This window comes from Enterobacter sp. CRENT-193 (genome assembly GCF_002787395.1).
Taxonomy (GTDB): Bacteria; Pseudomonadota; Gammaproteobacteria; order Enterobacterales; family Enterobacteriaceae; genus Enterobacter; species Enterobacter hormaechei_C.
Map to the genome: position 1 here is coordinate 2,840,706 of NZ_CP024812.1, position 23,722 is coordinate 2,864,427.

Sequence of the window (23,722 nt, forward strand, 5' to 3'; positions counted from 1 at the left end):
AGTCGCAATGTCCCGTCCTATTCTGGCCCAGCTGGATTTGCAGGCGCTGAAGGATAACCTGCAAATTGTTCGCCGTGCTGCGCCGGGTTCTCGTGTCTGGTCGGTGGTGAAAGCCAACGCCTACGGTCATGGTATCGACCGTATCTGGAGTGCGCTCGGCGCCACCGATGGTTTTGCCCTGCTGAATCTGGAAGAGGCCATCCTGCTGCGCGAGCGCGGCTGGAAAGGACCGATCCTGCTGCTGGAAGGATTCTTCCATGCGCAGGATTTGCCTCTGCTGGATAAGTACCGCCTGACGACCAGCGTTCATAGTAACTGGCAGATCAAGGCGATTCAGGACGCGAAGCTGCATGCCCCGCTGGATATCTATCTCAAAGTGAACAGCGGGATGAACCGTCTGGGCTTTCAGCCTGAACGGGTGCACACGGTCTGGCAGCAGCTTCGTGCGCTGAAAAATGTCGGTGAGATGACGCTGATGGCGCATTTCGCCGATGCGGAAAAGCCGGACGGAATTGCCGATGCCATGGTCCGCATTGAGCAGGCGGCAGAAGGGCTGGACTGTCCACGTTCGCTGTCGAACTCAGCGGCAACGCTCTGGCATCCTGAAGCGCACTACAACTGGGTGCGTCCGGGGATCGTTCTGTACGGCGCGTCACCCTCAGGTCAGTGGCAGGATATCGCCAACAGCGGCCTGAAGCCGGTGATGACGTTACGAAGCGAGATTATCGGCGTGCAGACGTTAAAAGCGGGCGATACGGTGGGCTATGGCAGCCGTTATCGGGCAGCGGGCGAACAGCGTATCGGTATCGTGGCGGGGGGCTATGCAGATGGTTATCCGCGCATCGCCCCGAGCGGCACGCCGGTGTGGGTCGATGGCGTGCGCACCGGCACGGTAGGCACCGTCTCAATGGACATGCTGGCCATTGATTTAACGCCGTGTCCCCAGGCGGGGATCGGGTCACCGGTTGAGCTGTGGGGCAACGAAGTTAAAATTGATGATGTGGCCGCTGCGGCGGGCACCGTTGGGTATGAGCTGATGTGCGCGCTGGCACCCAGAGTGCCTGTTGTGACGGTGTAACTTGTGTATGTGCCGGGTGGCGGCTTCGCCTTACCCGGCCTACAAAAGCCCGAAAGTAGGTCGGGTAAGCGTTATCGCCACCCGGCAAAAAAGCAGCTACTCCGCCTCTTCCTCCATCGGCCTTACGCCGACTTTGCGCACCGCATTATCTTCTTTCTCGGCTACCGTCCAGATCATCCCGGCAAACTCCACCTGGTCACCGACGACCGGCGCAGCCCCTAATAATTTCTGAATAATTTCACCCAGTGTTTGCTGGTTATCGCGATTCTCCAGTCCACCTTCCAGGCCATAAATCAGCGCCACATCCGCAAAGCGGGCGCTGGCTTCGAGGATAAAATCGCCGAAGAAACGCTGATCCAGCGCCACCGGGGGCGACTGGCTGAACAGCTTGCCGAGGGCAGGCAGGTCGCGCTCGCGGCCAATCACGCAGAGAATATCGTTCTCACGCAGCCGCGTGCTGCCGGTCGGGTGAAGCAGGGCGTTATCCCGGAACAGGGCGGCAATGCGCGTTTCAGCGGGCATATGCAGATCGCGCAGGGACGCGCCCACGCACCACTTATCGGCGCTTAGCTGGTAGACAAACTGTTCCCAGGGATTCTCAGGGTGAATATCCAGCCCCACGCGGGAGACCGGCCAGCCAATGGGCGGTACCACCACTTTGGCTTTTTTCGCCGCCCAGCCCAGCGACGTCCCCTGGAACAGCAGCGACACCAGCACCACGAAGAAGGCGACGTTGAAGAACAGGCGGGCGTTGTCCAGTCCGGCCATCATCGGGAACACTGCCAGAATAATCGGCACCGCGCCGCGCAGACCCACCCAACTGATAAATATCCGCTCACGCAGGTTAAACCCGCGGAACGGTAGCAGCCCGGCAAACACCGACAGCGGACGGGCGAAGAAGATCATCCAGGCCGACAAAAGCAGCGCCGGTACGGCGATAGGCAGCAGGTCCGACGGCGTCACCAGCAGGCCCAGCACCAGGAACATGGCAATCTGCGCCAGCCAGGCCAGACCGTCGAAGTTCTGCAAAATGGCGTGACGGTTGCGAATCGGTCGGTTGCCCAACAGGAAACCGCAAAGGTAAACCGCCAGAATACCGCTGCCGTCCAGCGCGGTGGTGACGGCAAAGATCAGGATCCCGCCGCTCAGGGCCAGCAGCGGGTAAAGGCCGGAAGGCAGCGTAATACGGTTGATCGTCTGCTGTAACAGGTAACCGCCGCCGAGACCAATGATAATCCCCAGGCCAAACTGCTGGAGGATGTGCCAGGCGAACATCCAGCTCAGGCCAGTTTCGTGCTGCTGGATCATCTCAATCAGAGTGATGGTCAGGAACACCGCCATCGGATCGTTACTGCCGGATTCAATCTCCAGCGTGGAGCCAACACGTTCATTCAGCCCCTTGCCGCCGAGCAGCGAGAAAACCGCTGCCGCATCGGTCGAGCCGACGATCGCGCCAATCAGCAGGCCTTCCATAATATCGAGGTTAAACAGCCAGGCCGCCATCATACCGGTCAGGCCGGAGGTGATCAGGACGCCGACGGTCGCCAGAGACAGCGCCGGGCCTAAGGCCACGCGGAAAGAACTTGCCTGGGTGCGCATACCGCCGTCCAGCAGGATGACCGCCAGCGCGAGGTTACTCACCATATAGGCGAAAGGGTAATTATCGAAGGGGATACCGCCGATTCCGTCGACTCCCGCCAGCATGCCGATAGCCAGGAAAATGACAAGAATAGGTATGCCAAGGCGCGATGAAAATGAACTTAATAAAATGCTGAAGGTTACCAGGATGGAACCCAGAATGAAAAGACTGATTATCGCTGTGGCACCCAATGTCGTCTTACTCCCACCTCAATGTGAACGCTGTTATTAAAACCCTAACATATTAACAACGGTAACTGCGTATTATTGAGGGGGAATAACGGCTTTTTTATGCCTTTAAGACCGGATGACCGCTGATTGTTAACCGACTGCCTGAATTATCGTGTACAAGGTGCGCCCGGGCGCCCAGCGGCAGCGTAACGGTTTGCTGCTCATGGCCGAAATCCAGGCCAGCGATCACCGGGATATCCAGGCGGGAACGAATGAAATCAATCATCGTTTCCAGGGAATAGCCTGCATCGTAATCGTTGGGGGCTGAACCGCTAAAACTGCCCAGCACAATGGCCGACTGCCGATCCAGGATCCCGGCGTGATACAGCTGCAACAGCATGCGTTCGACACGGAACGGGTGTTCATTGATATCTTCCAGCACCAGTATGCCATCCGTGATCTGCGGCAACCACGGCGTACCAATTAGCGACACCATCATCGCGAGATTGCCGCCCCACAGCTGTCCTTCACATTCCCAGTGCGGTCCATTGCCTTGCCACTCGATGGTGAACGTCGGGTTTTGCAGGGCGCGCCAGAAATGGTCCTGCGTAAACGCATCCAGCTCCGGCGCGCCAAAGTTACCGGCCAGCATCGGGCCGCTAAAGGTAATGACGTTATGCAACGCCAGCAGGCCGAGCTGGATCGCCGTGAAATCGCTGTGTCCGCAGATTAACAGCGGATCCTGCTGCTGGCGCGTGGCCAGCCCGGCCCAGTCGATGCTATCCAGCAGCCGGCTTGCGCCATAGCCGCCGCGCACGGCCAGCACAATGGTGTTTTCACCTTCCAGCGTCGCCAGGCTGTTGATATCGCTCAGTCTCTGCGCCTCCGTACCGGCAAAACGCTGCATGCGGCGGGGGATAATTGTCTGATTTTCTACCTGATGGCCCATTTCCAGCAGGCGTTGAACGCCCCGCTGTGCCGCCTCCTGATTGATGCAGTAGCCTGACGGTGCGATGAGATGAAACTGAGGCATGGCAATTCCTTGCTGAATGAGAAACTAATTGTCTATATCATGCCGCTTATACGCCGCCTGCTTCAAGGGGCGACGTACCGCGATGACCGGCTATAAGGATAGATGACGTGAAATTGAGATGGTTTGCTTTTTTGATTGTGCTGCTCGCTGGCTGTAGTTCAAAACATGATTATCAAAATCCCCCCTGGAACCCTGAAGTGCCGGTAAAGCGGGCCATGCAGTGGATGCCGATCAGCGAACAAGCCGGAAAGGCCTGGGGCGTGAGCCCGCGTCTGATCACGGCGATCATTGCCGTGGAGTCCGGCGGCAACCCGACGCTGGTGAGTAAATCGAATGCGGTGGGGCTGATGCAGTTAAAAGCCTCGACGGCGGGAAGAGAGGTCTATCGCTACATGGGCTGGAAGGGACAGCCATCCACCAGCGAGCTGAAAAACCCGGAGCGTAATATCTCTATGGGAACCGCTTACCTGAGCATTCTCGAGCATGGCATTCTGAAGGGGATTGACGATCCGGAAGTGATGCAATATGCACTGGTGGTGTCGTACGTTAACGGAGCCGGCGCGCTGCTCCGAACCTTCTCATCCGATCGCAAAGAGGCGATAGAAGAGATTAACGATATGGATAAAGATGAATTCTTCGAGCACGTTGTGAAGAATCATCCGTCAGCACAGGCTCCACGTTATATCTGGAAAGTCCAGAAAGCGATGGACGCCATGTAACGCCTTTGTCGGGCGGCAGCACGCTGCCCGACGCCTATCAGCGCACTTTATTCGCGCGTTCCCGCGCTTCACGCTCCAGTGAGAAGATGATGCGCTGTAGTTCGCGTTCGGCGCCTGGCCCGACATTCAGAAAGCGAAAGCTCAGTCGCGGCGTGGTAATGGTTTCGTTTTTGCTGTCCACCACCTTGCGCTCGCTGATGGCAATCAGCTGGGCGTCAAACCAGAAGCGTCCCCATCCGCCCATATCCAGCTCAATCTGACTAAAACGCATACCTTCCACCAGCCCTTCCGGCTTCGGCGTATCCATTAACGCGCCCATCCCGCCCAGTGACAGGTCGAAGAGACGAAAGCGGATCTCTTTTTTGTCCGGCATTTTTGCCTTACAGAAATAGGCCGGGTGAAGCGGAGCGCTGATGCGAAAAAACTCCCGGCGTTGCACGAACCAGAGGTTAGCGGGCAGGGGAGCGATAAACGCAGGCAAACCCTGGTACGCGATCGTGGTCAGACGAGGCAGCACAAACTCGACTTTCGCCCCCTGCGTTTCGGCCATCACCGAGAGATTCTCTGCCTGTAGCGCGGCACGGTTTTCATCGCTCTGGCTACCCAGATCGACGATCAGGTGCTCTGCCGTCACGTCCAGGATCTTGCTGATAAACTGGCTGGTTGACCAGTTGATGCGCAGCGGCACCTCGCCTTTTTTCAGGTCGCGTAACACCCCTAATACAGCCAGCGGATTTTGTTTCAGGAACTGCTCACTGTAGCTACTCACGCCAGATGGCTCCTCGATAGATGACAGACTGTCTCTGGGTTATCGGCACGCGGGCATGAAACTTAATACAAACGATCTGTTTTTCTCCGCCGATATTGATTTGCTAATGGAAATGATAATAATTGCCGTTCCCAATACCATCTAATAACAAGACGACACTATGAGCACTTCACGTTTTGCGTTATGCGCGTTGGCAGGCGCCGTCACGCTGGCATTGCAGACACAGGCTTTCGCAGAAGAACCCACCATCGTGGTAACCGGTACAGAGCAGGGCAGCGCGCTCCCTGCCTGGACCAATAGCGCCACGAAATCAGCCGTCGCGGAAAGTAAAACGCCGCAGGTAATCAACACCATCGCCGCTAAAGAGATTGAGCAGCGGCACGCCAGTTCGGTAAACGAGATCCTGCGCTATGCGCCGGGCGTTTCCACGGAGGTGCGCGGGAGCACCTCTTACATGAGCGAGTACAAAATCCGCGGGTTCAACGTCGATCAGGAGTTCTACAACGGCCTGCAACTTCCCTATAACGTCACCGGGAACACCAAAGCGCGAATCGATCCGCTGCTGATTGAGAGCGTCGATATCCTGAAGGGGCCGTCATCCGTGCTGTATGGCGGCGGCTCACCGGGCGGGCTGGTCAATATTCAGAGTAAAAAGCCGCAGAAAGAGGCGAAAACGGAACTGGGCTTTAATACCGGAAACCGCAATCTGAAAGAGGGATACCTGGACTCCACGGGGCAGATCGCGAACAGCGACTGGAACTATCGCCTGCTGGGCAAAGCGACGGAAAGTGACGAACAGGCGCACACCACGCGCTATGAAAACTATCTGGTGGCCCCCTCCGTGACCTGGCAGCCTGATGACAAAACGCGCCTGACCATTGACGCGCTGGCGCAAAATACGCCGAGCCTGACGCCGTCTGATCCGATGCCGCTAAGCTTTCTGCGGTCTAAATACGCCGATCGTCGTGACTATGCCGGGGATGAGTGGAGCGGCTTTAAGCAGCGCCAGTGGATGCTGGGATACAGCTTTGAGCATGAGTTTGACAGTGGCTGGGGCTTTAACCAGAAAGCGCGCTACTTTGACGTGGACACCCACCAGCGCAGCGCCTATTCCACCGGGACGGGCAGCGAGGTCTACCAGCTTAACCGCTTCGCCTATACCACGGATGAAGATTTGCATAGCTTCAATATTGATAACCAGGTCACCCGAACCGTCGCGCTGGGGGACTGGAAACATCATCTGCTGGCGGGCTTTGACTACCAGAAGCTGAACTCTCACTTCCATTATCGTTACGCCTCATCCACACCGGGTATCGATATGCGTCATCCGGATCACTCGCAGATCGATAACGATGCGCTGGGGCTTGAAACCGCGCAGAAAAACCGTCTCAGCTATCAGCAGAATGGCTATTACCTCCAGGATCAGATTGCGTTTGGCGGGCTGAACGTGCTGGCCAGCCTGCGCTATGACGACTACCGTTCCGTCACCACTAACTATCTGCAAAACGGTGACAAAGCCTGGGTATCGCAGGATCGCCTCACCAAACGACTGGGCGCGCTTTATGCCTTCGACAATGGACTCTCGCCGTTTATCAGCTATTCAGAAGGGTTCGCCCCAGTATCGCCGCAGGGCACGCTGACCGCGAAAGACGTTAAGCCCACCACCAGCAAGCAGGTAGAGGGTGGGGTGAAATACCTGCTGGCGGAATACGCAACCACCTTCACCGCCTCGGTGTTTAACATTCGTCAGAAAAATGTGGTGACCAGCGATCCGGGCTTCCTCAACTATCGCCAGACCGGGGAAGTGGAATCGAAAGGCGCGGAGCTTTCCGCTATGAGTCGTCCAACGGATAACCTGACGCTGATTGCCAACTATGCCTACACCCACGCCATCAATACCGAAGATGACAAGTACCAGGGCAAACGACCGACGCAGGTCCCTGAGAACGCCTTTAATCTGTGGGGCGATTACACCTTCGACAGCACGCCGCTGAGAGGGGTAACGCTGGGGGGAGGCGCACGCTACACCGGGCCGATGGAGATCTCGCCAGCCAACGACGCAGGCAAGCTGGGCGGTACGACGCAGTACGATCTGGCGGCATCTTACCGCATGGGCGAATTGGCGCCATCGCTGGAGGGGCTGACGCTGAAAGCGAGCGCGCAGAACGTCACCAACAAAGAGACGCTCACCTGCTATGACGCGACCAACTGCTGGATAGGCCGCGACCGCACCTTCCAGGTCGGGGCGAGTTACAGCTTCTGAAAAAAGCCCGGTGGCGCTAGCGGGTCACTTTATTGCACGGAACCTGACCCTCGCCCCTTTGGGGAGAGGGTCAGGGTGAGGGGCGCTACTGCGCCGCCTGTTTCGCAGGTGCAACATCATCGTTTGCCGCAGGCTGATTCTCCGGTACGGTGTCGCATGGCTTCTCTTTCGGGCAGACCATGTCCAGCATCCTGAGCGTCACGCCGTTACTCCAGCCGAAACCGTCCTGCAACGGATACTCACCGCCGCCACCGCCGGTACCGGTCGAAGAGACATCGTACTTCTCAACCAGTTTCTTCTCGCGATCGTAGGTATGCTGAACGTTTTTCAGGAAACGCCAGGTCACGTCCATCGCCACTTTCTGCTGACCATAGTTCTGCAACCCTTCCACCGCTACCCACTGCAACGGCGCCCAGCCGTTCGGCGCATCCCACTGCTGCCCGCTGTTGATGGTGGTGGTAGAAATACCGCCCGGTTTCAGCAGGCGCGACGATGCGGCTGCGGCCACTTTATCGGCGCGATCCTGTGATGCGGCCTTCACATACAGCGGGAAGAGGGCCGCGGCAGTCAGCTGATTACGCACCTTCCTGGTTTTCAGATCGTAATCCGCATACCAGCCCTCTTTATCGTTCCACAGGTGGCTCTCCATGGCTTTCTGACGTGCGGAGGCCAGCGCGTCATATTTACTTGCGCTGGCGGTATCCCCGTCTTCCTGGCTGGCACGGGCCAGCAGTTTTTCCATCTTAAACATCAGCGCATTCAGATCCACCGGCACGATGCTGGTGGTGCGGATGGTATCCAGCTTCTGAGGATCGTCCATCCAGCGGGAGCTGAAATCCCAGCCCGAGGCCGCGGCAGAGCGCAGATCGCGATAGATCTCGGTGGCCGGACGGTTAGGGTTATTTTTGGCGGTGGTGACGTCATCCAGCCACGACTCAGGGCGCGGCGTGTCCCGATCGTCCCAGTAGCGGTTGAGGATCGCGCCGTCATCCAGCTTCACCACGCGTTTGTTCGCCTGACCAGGCTGGAGCCCATCAGCCCCCTCCATCCAGTAGGCATACTCTTTTTCCATCTGCGGACGGTATTTCTTTAACGCGTCGCTGTCATGCGTGGCCAGCAATTCCACCATCAGCGAGAAGAACGGCGGCTGAGAGCGGCTCAGGTAGTAGGTGCGGTTACCGTTAGGGATATGGCCCCAGGTATCAAGCTCGTAAGCGAAGTTGTCCACCATGTCGCCGATCTTATCCCAGTGGCCGCTCTCGGCCAGCCCCAGCATGGTGAAATAGCTGTCCCAGTAATAGACTTCGCGGAAGCGTCCTCCCGGCACGACATAGGGTTTTGGCAGAGGCAGGAGGGAGTCCCATTTGTTCGCTTTGTCGGTGGTGCGGGTCAGAACAGGCCACAGATCGTCTATGTGTTCGCGCAGGCTCTGGCCCTCAGGGGGAACATATTTCTCACCCTCCTTCGGCAGGATAAAGTTCATCTCCACGAAGTGGCGCAGGTCAAAACCGGACTGGGTATGCTGCATCCGGTAATCCGCCAGGATCATTAGCGGGTCGCTTTTGGGAACGGCATCCGCGAAGGTTTTCTGATCCGGGAACAGTTTGGCGCTCTGTACGTCATTAAAGAGGGGGCCAAGAAGAATATCAGGTGAGCTTTGCTGGCTCGTTGGCTGGTCTTCAGCATAACCAAATGCGGTAACACCGAGTAGTGCGCCTGCCAACGCAAGGGGTAAAAAAGCGGGGCGTCGTGCGCGAGGTCTTATCATCGGTTCGTCTCCTGTCTTCACTGAGCAGCGTGACCGCTGTTGTCAATTACCTGAAAACCTTAGACGAATATCGTTAACTTCGCGTGTTGAATATCCCATTTTTCACATAACCAGATAATTCGGGTGCGCTTTCACAACACCGGGGGTGGATTACTTAATTTTTAACCACATCACGGAATGGCCGGGTAAGCTTCAAGCCACCCGGCTTAAGCCCTACAACCCTTTTTTATCCATAAGCACCGCCAGATCCACCAGACGGTTCGAGAAGCCCCATTCGTTGTCATACCACGACAGGATCTTCACCATATTCCCGCCAATCACCAGCGTTGAAAGCCCGTCGATGATGGATGAGCGCGGGTCGCCCTGATAATCACGGGAGACCAGCGGTTCATCGCTGTAGCCCAGGATGCCTTTCAGCGGCCCGCTGACGGCGGCCTGACGGAACGCGTCATTCACCTCTTCGGCGGTCACGTTGCGGCTCAGCGTCACCGTCAGATCGACAATCGACACCACCGGAACCGGTACGCGCAGGGAATATCCGGTGAGTTTACCGTCAAGTTCGGGGATCACTTTCCCGAGCGCTTTTGCCGCGCCGCTGGAATAAGGCACAATCGATAATGCTGCCGCGCGCGCGCCGCGCAGATCTTTTTCCGGCTGGTCATGCAGCGCCTGGCTGTTGGTGTAGGCATGCGTGGTGTTCATCAGCCCGTGTTCAATGCCAAACTGCTGGTGCAGCACCTGCGCCGCTGGCGCCAGACCATTAGTGGTGCAACTCCCGTTGCTGACTACAAAATGCTGGGCCGGATCGTACAGCGTGTGGTTCACGCCCATTACCACCGTCAGATCATCATTTTTAGCCGGGGCGGAAATAATGACGCGTTTTGCGCCGCCGCTCGTGATATGCACCGCTGCTTTTTCACGTTCGGTGAAGAAGCCGGTGGCTTCGATTACCACCTCAACGCCCGCGTCTTTCCACGCAATGTTTGCCGGGTCGCGTTCACTGAATACGATGATGCGTTGCCCGTCAACCTGTAGCGCGCCGTCCGCCGCTTCAACGGGCACCGGCAGCGTGCCGAGCAGAGAGTCATATTTCAGCAGATGGGCGAGGGTTCTACTGTCCGTCAGATCGTTAATGGCCACAATCTGGAGATCCGGGTTGCCCAGCGCCGCGCGAAGAACATTACGTCCGATACGGCCGAAACCGTTAATACCGACCTTAACCATGATGCACTCCTTATCTGTGTTGTCTGGAGTGACTTTAGGCGTCAGGTCGGATGGCGTAAATGACAAAAAAGGATCAGATTACGCCATTCTGCGGCAGTGGAAGCGCTGGCGATATTCGCCCGGCGTGAGATGAAGCTGCTTTTCAAAAACGCGGCGCAGGTTGATGCTGGTCCCAAACCCGCTTTTTTCGGCAATGACCTCAAGCGGATACGAGGTCTGCTCCAGAAGCTGTCGTGCGGCGGCCAGGCGCGCTTCGGTGACATAACGGGCCGGAGGTACACCGACGTCACGCGTGAACACGCGGGTGAAATTGCGCGGACTCATGGCGACCCGTTCGGCCAGCCTTTCGACGCACAAATCTGCGGTGAGGTTTTGCAGGATCCAGCTTTGCAGTTCGCTAACCGGTCCGGTCGCGCCGGACTGCTCCAGTTTATAGCGGCTGAACTGTAGCTGGCCGCCAGGCCGACGCAGGTACATCACCATATCCTGCGCCACGTTGCGGGCGAGGGTGAAGCCGTAATCATCCTCCACCAGCGCCAGCGTCAGATCAAACCCGGAACTGACGCCGCCGGACGTCCAGACGGGGCCATCCTGAATATAGAGCGGGCCGCCCTCAACGTTGACCGCAGGATAGCGGGTTTTCAGGGTTTCCAGCAGCCGCCAGTGGGTCGTCGCCCGGCGCCCATCGAGCAGTCCGGCCTGTGCCAGCAGCAGGGCCCCGCCGCAGACAGAGGCGACGCGGCGCGCATGCGGCGCGGCCAGGTGCAGCCAGTCCACCACCGCGGTGCTCTCCTGTTCATTCATGCCACGACCGGTAATGATGATCGTATCCAGCGGCTCGCGCGGATCCAGCTCCGGCAGGCGATAGTCCGCCAGCAGGTTTAAGCCGGACTGGCCGTGGATCACCAGGTGAGGCTGGGTGGTGGCGATAATGATGCAGTAGCGGGGCTGCGCCAGGCCGTCCGGGTGCAGCCGGTTGGCCTGCATCAGAATGTCGGCGATACCGGCAGCCTCAAACAACATGCCACCGTCAGGTACGATAATCAGGATCTTCTTCATGTCCTGAAAAGTACCTTTATCACAAAATAAGTCAAGCGGCAGACAAACACCGTCGCAGAGACAAATGAGGCGTGCCGGGTGAAAGCCTGGAACGGCAGATGTTGGAAAGAAGTAAAAGAAATATGTAGTAACGGTAAAACTTTTTGCGTTAGGTTTACTGTTACTGCCGCTGAAACCCCCAGTTTATGGGCTGCAATGAAGTGTTCTGAACAATAAGAGAACAAAAAGATGTAGCCATGCTTAATTATTAAGGCACAAAAAATAACCTCGGAGGATAATTTCGAGTAGGTTATTTCGGATCGCGAAATTAAATCCCTGCCATTTTCTTCACCGTCATTTGTTAATGCGGGACGCTCGCACCCAATAAAAGTTATCTTCCAGATGCAACAATGAAAATATCCCAGATATATCCCACAGCGCACAGAAAAAATGAAATTCTACTAATTATGGTAGTGGCGATAATAAGGGGTTACGTTAATGATAGTGGTTCTCTTTTGCCTTTTTAGCCATTAATTTTCATACAGTTACGCTAGAAATTCGTCTAAGAAAAAGACGATTTCAGCTAAGTGCGCATTTTTTATGAGATTAATCCTATAATGCATTGGGCGTATCATTAAACACCATTAAGCAGGCAAGAAATATTGAATTGATGACAAGCTCATGTAAACTTGTCTACCGTTTGTCAAAATATGTCAGGAGCATGCTGGGCCCATTTCTGTTGGGTTCGTGCGGTAGCTATGCCTTAAAATAGTTACCTGCTGAAAATATCCCGACTATTTTAACAATAGCACCTAAGTCAAATTTTATCCCCCTCTCTTCATCCTCTAAATATCGCTACGGAAAAGCATATGAAACTGCGTGTATTGTTATCACTTCTGTTTGTTATGGCGGTGGCGGGCTGTAAGGCGCCGCAAAAACCAGCGATCACCGATGATACGATTGTGACCAGCCAGGTGAATGGCATCACGCTGACGCACCGTCACGCTGTTACCCCTCCGGCGGAGTTCACTCAAGTGAATGAACCGTATCGTGCCATGTACCCGGCATCCCTGATGAGCCGTCCTGACTACGGTGGAAAAGTGATCCGTACGCTTGAGACCGGCAAAACTTACGTCGTGCTGGGGCAGGTTGAACATTTCTGGATGGCGCTGGCCGATGAAGGGAGTGAACAGCTGATTGGTTATGTGCCGATGCGTGCCGTGATCAAGGCTGACCAGTACGAAGCCACCGTGCGTAAACAGGCACTGCGCCCGAAAGCGCGTAAGAAAACCACCTGTGTTGATGTCGATGGCAACAGCAAAGCCTGCAAAGACAGCGCGAACGGTACCTGGATCCTGAACTAAACGGGTTTCACGAGCATATTTTTATGAATAATAAAAATTTTCATCGGATGTGGTTCCCTTTTTTTGCGTTGATTTTCGCGCTGATCGGTGGTTGTACGTCGTCTTCACACAGCGACCCCTCCCGCTACAATCTTCAGTTTCAGGCTCATCCTCAAATCAATGATTCTGCGCCGCTTAAGGTCAGAGTGTTGCTGCTGAAATCCGATGCGGATTTCATGTCCAGTGACTTCTACTCCTTACAGAACAACGCGTCAGCCACGCTTGGCGCGAATCTGCTGAACAGCGATGTGTTCTTCCTGATGCCGGGCCAGCTTTCGAAAACCCTGAGCGGGCAAAGCTCACCGGAAGCGCGTTATATCGGCGTGATGGCGGAATACCAGGCGCTGGACGGCAAAAAATGGCGCGTCTCACTTCCTTTGCCTGTTCCCGGCGAAAACGCGATTTACCAGTTCTGGAAATGGTCCGCAGATGAACTCCAGGCCAGCGTCTTCCTTGACGTAAATGGTATCCGGGTCATCAGCCAGTAACGCCCTTCATAACAGGAAAGAGATCATCATGACGAAAGCAGAAAAGGTCGTCTGGACCGAGGGCATGTTCCTGCGTCCCCACCATTTTCAGCGGACAGAAAGTTACCTCCTCAACCACGTTCGTGAGTGGGGGGCCTTGCAGCGTTCGTATCTCTGGGGCTTTCTCGACCTTGAGCTGGATGAAGCGATGCTTCGCCAGGGCTGTATTGCCCTCAGCTACTGTAGCGGTTTGCTGCCTGACGGCACCTTTTTCCAGGTGCGCAGCGACCGCAACGGTCCGGCTCCGCTAAAAATCCCCGATAATCTCACCAATGAAAAGGTGGTGCTTGCGCTGCCGGTTCGTCGCGGTGGCCGTGAAGAGGTGATTTTCAGCGAGGAGCAGTCTTCTCTGGCGCGTTTTATTACCTTTGAACAAGAGGTGGAAGACGACAACGCGATGTCGGTCGGGGAGGCGACGGTTCAGTTTGGCCGCCTGCGTCTGACCCTGATGCTGGAGAAAGATCTGACGGCAGAATGGACCGCCATCGGCGTGGCGTACGTCGCTGAAAAGCGTAACGACAACCACGTGCGGCTGGATAACAGCTACATCCCGCCAATGCTGAACGCCAATAACAGCCCGCAGCTGTACGGCATGATCAATGACCTGCACGGCTTGCTGGTGCAGCGTAGCCAGCAGATCGGCGGCCGCCTGCGTCAGCCGGGGCGTTTCAATACGTCTGAGATGGTTGAGTTCACGCTTCTCTCGCTGATCAACCGCCACCTTGGCGATGTCTCACATTTAAAAACGCTGCCGCTGCTTCATCCGGAAGCGCTCTGGCGCAGCTGGCTGCCGTTTGCCACGGAGCTCGCCACCTGGACGCCGCAGCGTACCGCAGAGAGCATACTGCCGGTATACGACCATGACGATCTCGCCGTTTGCTTCAGCAAACTGATGCTGATGCTGCGTCAGGGACTGTCGCTGGTGATGGAAGATCATGCCATCCAGCTGCCGCTGCACGAACGCTCCCACGGTCTGAACATCGCCACCGTGCCGGAGACCAGCATGGTCCGCGAATTTGGCTTCGTGCTGGCGGTAAAAGCCAATGTCCCCGGCGAACACCTGCAAACCCATTTTCCTGCCCAGATGAAGGTTGCGCCAGTCTCGAAAATCCGCGATCTGGTTCAGCTTCAGCTGCCGGGCATCATGCTTCGGGCAATGCCCGTCGCGCCGCCGCAGATCCCGTGGCATGCAGGCTACAGCTATTTCGAACTCGAAAGGGGCAGCGAACTGTGGCACGAGATGGACAAGTCCGGGGCATTCGCGCTGCATCTCGCAGGGGAATTCCCGGGTCTCGATATGGAGTTCTGGGCCATCCGTAGCCCGACAGAATAATAAAGCGAGCGCTTAATATGCAGGAACGACAGGATACCGGCAGTGATGCCGTGTTTACCGGAGCCAGTGGGAACAATCAGCTGGTGGCGGCCGCCAATCCGCTGCTCAATGCGATTCCGCAAATCCGTCATTCGGTTTCCCACGACGATCAGGTCGGGCTGCGCCAGCGCCTGATTGACGAAATTCGCCGTTTCGAGGTGCGATGCCAGCAGGCGGGCTTACCGTATGAAGTGATTGTCGGCGCGCGCTACTGCCTCTGCACGGCGCTGGACGAAGCCGCCGCGCTGACTCCCTGGGGAAGCAGCGGCGTCTGGTCAAGCAATGGTCTGCTGGTGACGTTTCATAACGAAACCTGGGGCGGCGAGAAGTTTTTCCAGCTGCTGGCGCGTCTGTCGCAGAATCCGCGCGAACACATTCTGCTGCTGGAGATGATCAACTACTGTCTGCTGCTCGGCTTTGAAGGCCGCTACCGCGTACTGGACAATGGCCGGACCCAGCTTGAAACCATCAAACAGCGCCTGTGGCAGATGATCCGTGGCGTGCGCGGCAGCTACCCGCCGCCGCTCTCGCCGCACCCGGAAGATCGCCCCGTTCTGCGCAAGCTCTGGCGGCCGATGATCCCACTCTGGGCGTGCGTGGCGCTGGTCGGCTTTATCGCCTGCCTGTTCTATATCGTGCTGAACTGGCGTCTGGGTGATAACACCAGCCCGGTGCTGGCGAAAATTTACCAGTCCCAACTGCCGGAAACCACGATCCAGCAGCCTGCGCGTCAGCTGCCGGCGGTGCTGAACCTGCGCGGCTTCCTGAAACCAGAAATTGATGCCGGTCTGGTGGCCGTTAAGGATGAGGCGGATCGCAGCGTGGTGATCCTGAAAGGGGACGGACTCTTTGCCTCGGCCTCAACGGTGGTGCGCGATCGCTATGAGCCGGTCATCGACCGCATCGCCCAGGCGATGAATAACGTCAGCGGCAAAATTCTGGTGGTGGGGTACAGCGACAACGTGCCGATCCGCAGCGCACGCTTCGCCTCCAACTATGAACTCTCGCTTGAGCGCGCCCGTTCGGTGCAAAAACAGCTCCAGGGTAGCCTCTCGCAGCCTGAGCGCGTCAAAGCCGAAGGGCGGGGCGAGATCAACCCGGTAGCGCCTAACACCACGCCTGAAAATCGCGCCCGTAACCGCCGCGTGGAGATTACGCTGCTGGTGTCGCCTGACAATACCCAGGCCGAGCTGAACGGATTGCCGCAAGGAAACTAAGGATGCTGACTACTCTACTTTCTATACTGACCAATCGCATTCTGTGGAGCTTCCTGGGCGTAACGGCGCTCGCGGCGGTCATCTGGATGATTGGCCCGCTGTTGTCCATCGTAGATACCCGCCCGCTTGAATCAGAGCAGAACCGCGTCATCAGCATTGCGGTGGTCTACCTGATTTGGGCCCAGAGCCACATTCTGCCGCGGCTGTATAACGCCTGGCTGAACCGTAAGCTGATGGACAAGCTCAACGAAAATACCACCAGCCCGGAGGCGGCCGATCCGCAGAAACGTCTGAACAGCGAGGAGCAGATCCTTGCCGGGCGTTTCGATGAAGCCGCCCAGATGCTGAAAAAAGCCCACTTCAGCAAAGCGGGACATGGCGCACAGTGGACGCAGCGCTTCAGCACGCAATACCTCTATCAGCTGCCGTGGTACGTCATTATTGGCGCGCCAGGTTCCGGTAAAACCACCGCGCTGGCCAACTCCGGGCTGCAATTCCCGCTGGCGGATCGCTTCGGTAAAACCGCGCTGCGCGGCATTGGCGGCACGCGCAACTGTGACTGGTGGTTTACCAACGAGGCGGTTCTGCTGGATACCGCGGGGCGCTATACCACTCAGGAGAGTGAGCAGGTTCAGGACGCCGGGGAGTGGCTGGAATTTATCAACCTGCTGCGTAAATACCGCCGTCGCCAGCCCATCAACGGCGTGATTATTACTATCAGTATTTCCGACCTGCTTTCGCAGTCCGCTGAGGCCTCCCGACAGCAGGCGGTCAACCTGCGCCAGCGTCTCTCCGAGCTGCATGAACAGCTGGGTATTCGCTTCCCGGTTTATGTGATGGTGACCAAAGCGGACCTGCTTAAAGGCTTCCGCGCCTGGTTTGCGGATTACGACAAAGCCCAGCGCGACCAGATCTGGGGCTTTACGCTGCCGTGGGAGCAGACCAAACACGCCGATTACGATCTTATGGGCAACTTCCAGCAGGAATTTTCCCTGCTGCAACAGCGTCTGGATGCGGGCCTTCCGGAAACCATGCTCAAAGAGCATGACGCCAAAACCCGTGCGGAAGCCTATCTCTTCCCGCAGGAGTTCGCCGCGCTGCGTCCGCTGCTGGCAGACTACCTGAGCACGGTCTTTGCCCGCTCAAACTTCGAAACCGAATTTTCGCCGCGCGGCATCTACTTCGCCAGCGGCACCCAGGAAGGGATGCCGTTTGACCGCGTGATGGGCGAGCTGAACCGCGCGCTCTCCTTACCTGAAGGGGAGGAAAGCACGCGCTGGGATTCGGTGAGCAAAGAGGCGCCGATCCCGGGCGCGAAGGGTCAAAGCTTCTTCATTAAGAACCTGCTGCAAAACGTGATTTTCCAGGAAGCGGGTATCGCCGGGGAAAACCGCTGGTGGGAGCTTCGCAACCGCGCCGTGATGTGGTCCGGCTACGCGGCGCTGCTGGCTCTGCTGGTGATCCTGGGTGGCCTGTGGCTGACCAGCTACGCTAAAAATAAAGCCTATCTGGAAGAAGTGGACGCAAAAGTGCCGATGCTGGAGCAGCAGAGCAAGGCGCTGCAAAACCAGCCCCAGCGCGATCTGTTTGCGCTTCTGCCGCTGCTTAACAGCCTGGTGGATCTGCCGAAAAGCGATGCCTTCGACGTTAACAACCCGCCGGTTTCCCGCCGCATGGGGCTTTATCGCGGGGATGACGTCAGCGATGCCTCGCAGTCTCTGTATCAGAAGGCGCTGGATCAGATGCTGCTGCCTGCCGTGGCGATGCACATTACCACCTGGCTGCGCAACGACAACGGCAGCGACGTGGAATACAGCTATGAGGCGCTGAAAGCCTATCAGATGCTCTACCAGCCGAAGCACTATGACGGTAAATTCCTGCACTCATGGGTAATGCTCAACCTGCAACGCAACCTGCCGCAGAACGTGACGCAAGCGCAGCTTCAGGAGCTGGAATGGCACCTGACCCAGCTGCTGGAGCCAAAAATTCAGGCTTCACCGTATGCGCAGGATGAGGATCTGGTGGCCCGTGAAAGGGCGCTCATCAACCAGCAGCCGCTCTCAACACGCGTATATGGCCGCCTGAAACGTCTGCTGGAGCATGATGAGAACCTGAAGCCGGTTTCGCTTTCAGATCTTGGCGGCCCGCAGAGCGAGCTGGTGTTTTCCCGTAAGAGCGGCAAGCCGGTGAGTGAGGGCGTGCCGGGGCTCTATACGCCGGACGGGTACTGGAAGAGTTTTAACGACCAGATCGACAGCGTGACCACCGCCCTGCACGAGGACGATGCCTGGGTGCTGGGAGCAGCCACCGCCCAGGAAGATAAACAGCAGATCGATAACGCCGTGCGCCAGCTCTACATGCGCGACTTTATCGTCAACTGGGATCGCTTTCTCGCTGACATTCAGCTCAACAACAGCGCCGATCTTTCCCAGCGCATCAACACCGCGCGCCTGCTTTCAGGCACCAACTCGCCGCTGCGCCGTCTGGTACTTAACCTGAGCAAGGTGCTGACCCTGTCGCGCACTGCGCCTGCCCCGGAAGATGCGCAGAAAGCGGAAGACCAAAGCAACCGCGCCACTCGTACGCTGGAAGCGCTGTTCAGCAACGGTGACAATGCCCCGACGCAGGGCGCGGTTGTGACGCAGGCGCCTGAGCAACTGGTGACCGACCACTATGCGCCGATGATTGAGCTGGCGCAGCCGCTGGAGAAGGGCGGTAAGACCATCGTCTTTGATGATTTTCTCAAGCAGGTTGACGAGCTTTATCGCTACCTGACAGCCGTTCAGGATGCAGCAAACAGCGGTATGCCCGCGCCGGGCGGCGATGCCATCAGCCGCCTGCAAGCCAGCGCGGGCCGTCTGCCGGGCGGGCTGCAAACCATGTTCAGTAATATGGCCGTCGGCGCCAGCAGCGATACCCAGCGTCGCGATCTGGAGAACGTGCGTAAGCGCATCAACGTGGAAGTGGGTGGGTTCTGCCGTCAGGCGATTGCCGGGCGTTATCCGCTGGTGCGCAGCGCCAGCACCGAGGTGACGCCGGACGACCTGGCTCGCATGTTCGCGCCAGGCACCGGTCTGATGGACACCTTTTTCCGCGACAACCTGACCAACAAGGTGGACACCACCCAGGCGAACTGGCGCTTTATGCCGGGCATCGACGGTAAAACGCTGCCAGGCAGCGAAGGCCTGTTGCGTCCGTTCCAGCAGGCGCAATCTGTCCGCGATGCCTTCTTTGCCAACGGCGCGACCACGCCATCCTTTAAGGTGACGGTGCGCACCGTGCGGATGGACAACACCATTCTGAACCTGACGCTGGACGTGGACGGTCAGCTGCTGCGCTACAGCCACGGTCCGCAGGCGGTGCAGATCATGACCTGGCCGGGGCCGGGCGGGACGAACCAGGTGCGTATGCAGCTCGGTCTGGCCAATGGCAGCACCGCAACGCTGGTGACCAACGGTTCCTGGGCGCTCAACCGCTTTTTCGACAAGGCGCGCACCAGCCCTGGCGCGGGTAGCCTGAGCCGTCAGGCCACGTTCAACGTCGACGGACATCAGGTCACGCTGGAGTTTGCCCCGAACAGCATCCGCAATCCGTTCCAGCTTCCCCGTTTCTCATGCCCATAACCGCAAGGACAGCCGTATGACGAATACCCCTGCGATGAACCGATATAGCTGGTATGGCAAATTACCCAGCGCCGGAGATTTTTTGCAGCGTCGCTTTCCGGATACCCTGCAACGCCAGTGGTCGCACTGGTTCCAGGTCGGCCTGCTGGCCTGGCAACAGGAAGAGCAGCGCAGCGGCGAGCGCCCATTTTCAAAAGCCCCGGTGTGGAACTTTGTCGTCCCGCCGATGCTCGGTAGCCAGATGATTCAGATGGGCTGCCTGCTGCCGGGCCGTGACAGCGTAGGCCGCCACTATCCGGTATGCCTGCAACTGAGCTTCACCCCCGCCGAGTGGTCATCCCGCCTGCTCGGGCAGGCTGAGAGCTGGTACCAGCAGCTTGGCCGTCTGGGGCTGCACGCGGTGCGTAACAGCTATTCTGCCTCCCAGCTGGATGAAATGCTGATGACCATCCCAGCGCCCCAGCCGGTTGAGCCGCAAAAGCGCTCCGACATTCTCGACGTGATTGGCTATGACGACGAGGGTCAGAGCACGCTGGGCTGGCCGCAGGCGGCGGAGTGTTTTGATCCGCTGCGCCAGACCAGCTACTGGTGGACAAACCGCTGCGACGGCTATCCGCTGTACACCCACGTCCACAGCGGAAACTTTACCGGGCAGCTCTTTACGCTGCTGTTCGATCCGGCAGGCGGCGCCCGTCCGGGCCGCCACGGTCTTTACCCGCCTATGTTTGAATAAGCAGGGATCTTATGAATATCGATGAATTTCTCGCGCCGATAAGCCCCGATAACCCCTGCGGTGAAAACCTGGAGTACGACGCTGATTTCCAGGCCATGGGTCAGGCCAGTCAGGGTAAAGCCGAGCAGCAGTTTGGCGACACCATCATTCCGGCAGAGCCTGCCGACTGGAACACGGTGGAAAAACTCGCCACCAGCCTACTGGGACGCACCAAAGATCTTCGCGTCATGCTGGCGTTAACCCATGCCTGGACACGTCGTCGCGGGCTGGCAGGTTACGCCGACGGGCTACTGCTGGTGCAGGAAGCCCTGTCCCGTTACTGGGAGCAACTTTACCCGCTGCTGGAAGAGTATGGCGAAACCGATCCGTTCTACCGCATCAACGCCCTCGCCGGGCTGAGTGATAAATCTGACCTGACGGTCGCGGTACGTAACGCCTCACTGCTCCGCTCAAACGGCGATGAGATTTCGCTCCGTGACGCCCAGGCGCTGCTTGACGGCAGTAAAACCGAGTGTCCGGATTATCCGGGCGGGCGTCCACGACTGATCGATGAGCTGGCCCGGGGCGATCAGCCCGGCACCGAAGCGGTAATCGTGATCAACGAACGCCTGCTGGCCATCCGCGAACTGCTTACCGGCTATCTCGGGGAAAGTGGCGTACCGGAGATGGAACAGCTGCTGAAAACCGTCGGGCTGGTCGCCAGCGCGTGTCAGGTGACCGACATCAGTAAGCTGCTGCCGAACCGTGACGCGCAGGCTGAACAGCACGCTGAGCCGCAGCCTGCGGCAGCGCAGCCCGTTCAGCCGGTCACCGACTGGCGCAGCGTGCAGGTGACCAGCCGCGCCGACGCGCAGCTAATGCTGGAAAAAGCGAAACAGTACTTTGCGCAGTACGAACCCAGCCATCCCGCACCGCTGATGATTGAACGGGTGCAGCGGCTGTCTGAACTCAACTTTATGGACATTATTCGCGACCTGGCGCCAGACGGCGTTAACCAACTGGAAAACATCTTTGGACGCCGCGAATGACGCGTCCTGGCATTATGACGACAGGCATGGAGTCTGCCGTTTCACCTTCACCGCGCATCTTTGATGGAGAACATCATGGCAATGAGTAACAGTGGACAGAAATTCATCGCACGCAACCGTGCTCCCCGCGTGCAGATCGAATACGACGTAGAGATCTACGGTGCAGAACGCAAAATTCAGCTGCCGTTTGTGATGGGCGTTATGGCCGATCTGGTTGGCAAGCCGGTGGAAAACCTGCCAGCCGTCGACGAGCGTAAATTCCTGGAAATCGACATCGACAACTTCGACGAACGCATGAAGGCGCTGAAGCCGCGCGTGGCGTTCCAGGTGGATAACACCCTGACCGGCGAAGGTAAGCTCAACGTCGATCTGACCTTTGACAGCATGGACGACTTCCTGCCGGACGCGGTGGCCCGTAAAGTAGAGCCGCTGAACAAGCTGCTGGAAGCCCGTACCCAGCTCTCCAACCTGCTGACCTACATGGACGGCAAAAACGGCGCGGAAGAGCTGATTGCAAAAATCCTTCAGGATCCGACGCTGCTCAAATCCCTGAGCCAGTTGCCGAAAAATGACGAAAGTGCGAAAGGTAGCGAGGAATAATCGATGAGCAACCAGACTCAACAACACGATCAGCAGGCGGGCCAGGCGTTCAGCCAGGACGAGTTCAGCGCGCTGCTGAATAAAGAGTTCCGCCCGAAAACCGATCAGGCGCGCTCTGCCGTAGAAAGCGCGGTTAAAACCCTGGCGCAGCAGGCGCTGGAAAACACCGTGACCTTCTCAAACGATACCTACCGCACCATTCAGAACCTGATTGCCGGTATTGACGAGCAGCTTTCGCAGCAGGTGAACCAGATCATTCACCACGAGGAGTTCCAGAAGCTGGAGAGCGCCTGGCGCGGCCTGAGCTACCTGGTGAACAATACCGAAACCGACGAGATGCTGAAGATCCGCTTTATGAGCATCTCCAAGCAGGAGCTGGGCCGCACCCTGAAGCGCTACAAGGGCGTGGGCTGGGACCAGAGCCCGATCTTCAAAAAAATCTACGAGCAGGAGTACGGCCAGTTCGGTGGCGAGCCGTTTGGCTGCATCGTAGGCGACTACTACTTCGACCACAGCCCGCAGGACGTTGAGCTGCTGGGCGAGATGGCGCGCATTGGCTCCGCGGCCCACTGTCCGTTCATCACCGGTACCGCACCGGGCGTGATGCAGATGGAGTCCTGGCAGGAACTGGCTAACCCGCGCGATCTGACCAAAATCTTCCAGAACACCGAATACGCCGCCTGGCGTTCACTGCGTGAATCGGAAGATGCCCGCTATCTGGGCCTGGTGATGCCGCGCTTCCTGTCGCGCCTGCCGTACGGCATTCGCACCAACCCGGTCGACAGCTTTGATTTTGAAGAGCAGACCGACGGCGCGAACCACAACAGCTACTCCTGGGCGAACGCGGCCTATGCGATGGCGGCCAACATCAACCGCTCCTTTAAAGAGTACGGCTGGTGCACCTCGATTCGCGGCGTCGAATCCGGCGGGGCGGTGGAAAACCTGCCGTGCCACACCTTCCCGAGCGATGACGGCGGCGTGGACATGAAGTGCCCGACCGAGATCGCCATCAGCGATCGCCGTGAAGCGGAACTGGCGAAAAACGGCTTTATGCCGCTGGTTCACCGCAAAAACTCCGACTTCGCCGCCTTCATCGGCGCGCAGTCCCTGCAAAAACCGGCCGAGTACCACGACCCGGATGCCACCGCTAACGCGCGCCTGGCCTCCCGTCTGCCTTACCTGTTCGCCTGCTGTCGTTTTGCTCACTACCTGAAGTGCATCGTGCGCGACAAAATCGGCTCCTTCCGCGAGCGCGAAGAGATGGAACGCTGGCTGAACGACTGGGTGATGAACTACGTCGACGGTGACCCGGCGAACTCCTCCCAGGAAACCAAGTCCCGTAAACCGCTGGCGGCGGCGGAAGTGCAGGTGCAAGAAATCGAAGACAACCCGGGCTACTACGCCGCGAAGTTCTTCCTGCGTCCACACTACCAGCTGGAAGGTCTGACCGTTTCCCTGCGTCTGGTATCTAAACTGCCGTCGCTGAAGACGAAGGACGCGTAATGACGATTGCCGGCC

At 57.8% G+C, this 23,722-nt stretch carries 17 protein-coding genes and 2 pseudogenes; 13 read left to right on the plus strand and 6 right to left on the minus strand.

What is annotated here, in order from left to right; all coding sequences use genetic code 11:
• The first annotated feature begins 7 nt into the window (after positions 1-7).
• Positions 8-1,078 (plus strand): catabolic alanine racemase DadX, encoded by a 1,071-nt coding sequence (gene dadX, locus CU081_RS14220; protein ID WP_003859954.1) that lies wholly within the window; start codon positions 8-10, stop codon positions 1,076-1,078.
• Positions 1,079-1,183: 105 nt separating this feature from the next.
• A pseudogene (locus CU081_RS26555) lies at positions 1,184-1,288 on the plus strand (hypothetical protein); the annotation flags it as partial.
• On the opposite strand, the pseudogene CU081_RS14225 reads toward CU081_RS26555, so the two are convergent.
• Together CU081_RS14225 and ldcA are read right to left on the minus strand one after the other, a co-directional pair.
• Positions 1,241-2,908, minus strand: a pseudogene (locus tag CU081_RS14225) (potassium/proton antiporter); the annotation flags it as partial. The pseudogenes CU081_RS26555 and CU081_RS14225 overlap by 48 nt on opposite strands.
• Positions 2,909-3,005: 97 nt before the next feature.
• Positions 3,006-3,920 carry a muramoyltetrapeptide carboxypeptidase gene (gene ldcA / locus CU081_RS14230; RefSeq protein WP_022651422.1) on the minus strand — a complete coding sequence of 305 codons (915 nt, stop codon included), beginning with the start codon at positions 3,918-3,920 and terminating at the stop codon, positions 3,006-3,008.
• Positions 3,921-4,027: 107 nt separating this feature from the next.
• Between ldcA and emtA the strand changes: the two genes are divergently transcribed.
• Entirely contained in the window at positions 4,028-4,639 is a 612-nt protein-coding gene (gene emtA, locus CU081_RS14235; RefSeq protein WP_017384310.1) for a membrane-bound lytic murein transglycosylase EmtA, read from the plus strand.
• Positions 4,640-4,676: 37 nt separating this feature from the next.
• On the opposite strand, the gene ycgR is transcribed toward emtA, so the two are convergent.
• Positions 4,677-5,408 carry a flagellar brake protein YcgR gene (ycgR, locus tag CU081_RS14240; RefSeq protein ID WP_022651421.1) on the minus strand — a complete coding sequence of 244 codons (732 nt, stop codon included), beginning with the start codon at positions 5,406-5,408 and terminating at the stop codon, positions 4,677-4,679.
• A gap of 160 nt (positions 5,409-5,568) precedes the next feature.
• On the opposite strand from ycgR, the gene CU081_RS14245 reads away from it, so the two are divergent.
• Entirely contained in the window at positions 5,569-7,671 is a 2,103-nt protein-coding gene (locus CU081_RS14245; protein WP_022651420.1) for a TonB-dependent siderophore receptor, read from the plus strand.
• An 85-nt stretch (positions 7,672-7,756) separates the two neighbouring features.
• On the opposite strand, the gene CU081_RS14250 is transcribed toward CU081_RS14245, so the two are convergent.
• From CU081_RS14250 to CU081_RS14260, 3 genes are all read right to left on the minus strand, one after another.
• Positions 7,757-9,439, minus strand: coding sequence for an alpha,alpha-trehalase (locus CU081_RS14250; protein ID WP_022651419.1), 1,683 nt, complete (start codon positions 9,437-9,439; stop codon positions 7,757-7,759).
• 213 nt (positions 9,440-9,652) lie between these two features.
• Positions 9,653-10,663, minus strand: a complete 1,011-nt coding sequence (gene gap, locus CU081_RS14255; protein WP_032609486.1) for a type I glyceraldehyde-3-phosphate dehydrogenase — start codon at positions 10,661-10,663, stop codon at positions 9,653-9,655.
• 78 nt (positions 10,664-10,741) lie between these two features.
• A complete protein-coding gene (locus tag CU081_RS14260) occupies positions 10,742-11,722 on the minus strand; it encodes a GlxA family transcriptional regulator (RefSeq protein ID WP_022651417.1) in 981 nt (326 codons plus the stop codon).
• An 848-nt stretch (positions 11,723-12,570) separates the two neighbouring features.
• Between CU081_RS14260 and CU081_RS14265 the strand changes: the two genes are divergently transcribed.
• The 9 genes from CU081_RS14265 (at position 12,571) to tssC (ending at position 23,707) form a co-directional block, all read left to right on the plus strand.
• A complete protein-coding gene (locus CU081_RS14265) occupies positions 12,571-13,065 on the plus strand; it encodes a hypothetical protein (protein ID WP_006810964.1) in 495 nt (164 codons plus the stop codon).
• 23 nt (positions 13,066-13,088) lie between these two features.
• A complete protein-coding gene (gene tssJ / locus CU081_RS14270) occupies positions 13,089-13,592 on the plus strand; it encodes a type VI secretion system lipoprotein TssJ (protein WP_015570327.1) in 504 nt (167 codons plus the stop codon).
• A 28-nt stretch (positions 13,593-13,620) separates the two neighbouring features.
• Positions 13,621-14,964, plus strand: a complete 1,344-nt coding sequence (gene tssK, locus CU081_RS14275) for a type VI secretion system baseplate subunit TssK (protein WP_022651416.1) — start codon at positions 13,621-13,623, stop codon at positions 14,962-14,964.
• Positions 14,965-14,981: 17 nt separating this feature from the next.
• On the plus strand, positions 14,982-16,220 hold the full coding sequence (locus CU081_RS14280; protein ID WP_003859963.1) for a DotU family type VI secretion system protein: 1,239 nt from the start codon (positions 14,982-14,984) through the stop codon (positions 16,218-16,220).
• A 2-nt stretch (positions 16,221-16,222) separates the two neighbouring features.
• Positions 16,223-19,843, plus strand: coding sequence for a type VI secretion system membrane subunit TssM (gene tssM / locus CU081_RS14285; protein ID WP_022651415.1), 3,621 nt, complete (start codon positions 16,223-16,225; stop codon positions 19,841-19,843).
• A gap of 16 nt (positions 19,844-19,859) precedes the next feature.
• Complete coding sequence (gene tagF, locus CU081_RS14290) at positions 19,860-20,576, plus strand: type VI secretion system-associated protein TagF (protein WP_006810959.1); 717 nt, start codon at positions 19,860-19,862, stop codon at positions 20,574-20,576.
• Between the two features lie 11 nt (positions 20,577-20,587).
• Positions 20,588-21,604 (plus strand): type VI secretion system protein TssA, encoded by a 1,017-nt coding sequence (gene tssA / locus CU081_RS14295; protein ID WP_003859964.1) that lies wholly within the window; start codon positions 20,588-20,590, stop codon positions 21,602-21,604.
• Positions 21,605-21,679: 75 nt separating this feature from the next.
• On the plus strand, positions 21,680-22,204 hold the full coding sequence (tssB, locus tag CU081_RS14300; protein WP_008502644.1) for a type VI secretion system contractile sheath small subunit: 525 nt from the start codon (positions 21,680-21,682) through the stop codon (positions 22,202-22,204).
• Between the two features lie 3 nt (positions 22,205-22,207).
• The gene (gene tssC / locus CU081_RS14305) at positions 22,208-23,707 is read left to right on the plus strand and encodes a type VI secretion system contractile sheath large subunit (RefSeq protein WP_006810956.1); all 1,500 of its coding nucleotides are present in this window, start codon (positions 22,208-22,210) and stop codon (positions 23,705-23,707) included.
• Positions 23,708-23,722 lie beyond the last annotated feature (15 nt).

Bases quoted from the DNA above. Each gene is read 5' to 3' on its own strand.
- dadX (WP_003859954.1), top strand. From the start codon at position 8: ATGTCCCGTCCTATTCTGGCCCAGCTGGATTTGCAGGCGCTGAAGGAT.
- ldcA (WP_022651422.1), bottom strand. From the start codon at position 3,920: ATGCCTCAGTTTCATCTCATCGCACCGTCAGGCTACTGCATCAATCAG.
- CU081_RS14245 (WP_022651420.1), top strand. From the start codon at position 5,569: ATGAGCACTTCACGTTTTGCGTTATGCGCGTTGGCAGGCGCCGTCACG.
- CU081_RS14250 (WP_022651419.1), bottom strand. From the start codon at position 9,439: ATGATAAGACCTCGCGCACGACGCCCCGCTTTTTTACCCCTTGCGTTG.
- gap (WP_032609486.1), bottom strand. From the start codon at position 10,663: ATGGTTAAGGTCGGTATTAACGGTTTCGGCCGTATCGGACGTAATGTT.
- CU081_RS14260 (WP_022651417.1), bottom strand. From the start codon at position 11,722: ATGAAGAAGATCCTGATTATCGTACCTGACGGTGGCATGTTGTTTGAG.
- CU081_RS14265 (WP_006810964.1), top strand. From the start codon at position 12,571: ATGAAACTGCGTGTATTGTTATCACTTCTGTTTGTTATGGCGGTGGCG.
- tssJ (WP_015570327.1), top strand. From the start codon at position 13,089: ATGAATAATAAAAATTTTCATCGGATGTGGTTCCCTTTTTTTGCGTTG.
- tssK (WP_022651416.1), top strand. From the start codon at position 13,621: ATGACGAAAGCAGAAAAGGTCGTCTGGACCGAGGGCATGTTCCTGCGT.
- CU081_RS14280 (WP_003859963.1), top strand. From the start codon at position 14,982: ATGCAGGAACGACAGGATACCGGCAGTGATGCCGTGTTTACCGGAGCC.
- tssM (WP_022651415.1), top strand. From the start codon at position 16,223: ATGCTGACTACTCTACTTTCTATACTGACCAATCGCATTCTGTGGAGC.
- tagF (WP_006810959.1), top strand. From the start codon at position 19,860: ATGACGAATACCCCTGCGATGAACCGATATAGCTGGTATGGCAAATTA.
- tssA (WP_003859964.1), top strand. From the start codon at position 20,588: ATGAATATCGATGAATTTCTCGCGCCGATAAGCCCCGATAACCCCTGC.
- tssB (WP_008502644.1), top strand. From the start codon at position 21,680: ATGGCAATGAGTAACAGTGGACAGAAATTCATCGCACGCAACCGTGCT.
- tssC (WP_006810956.1), top strand. From the start codon at position 22,208: ATGAGCAACCAGACTCAACAACACGATCAGCAGGCGGGCCAGGCGTTC.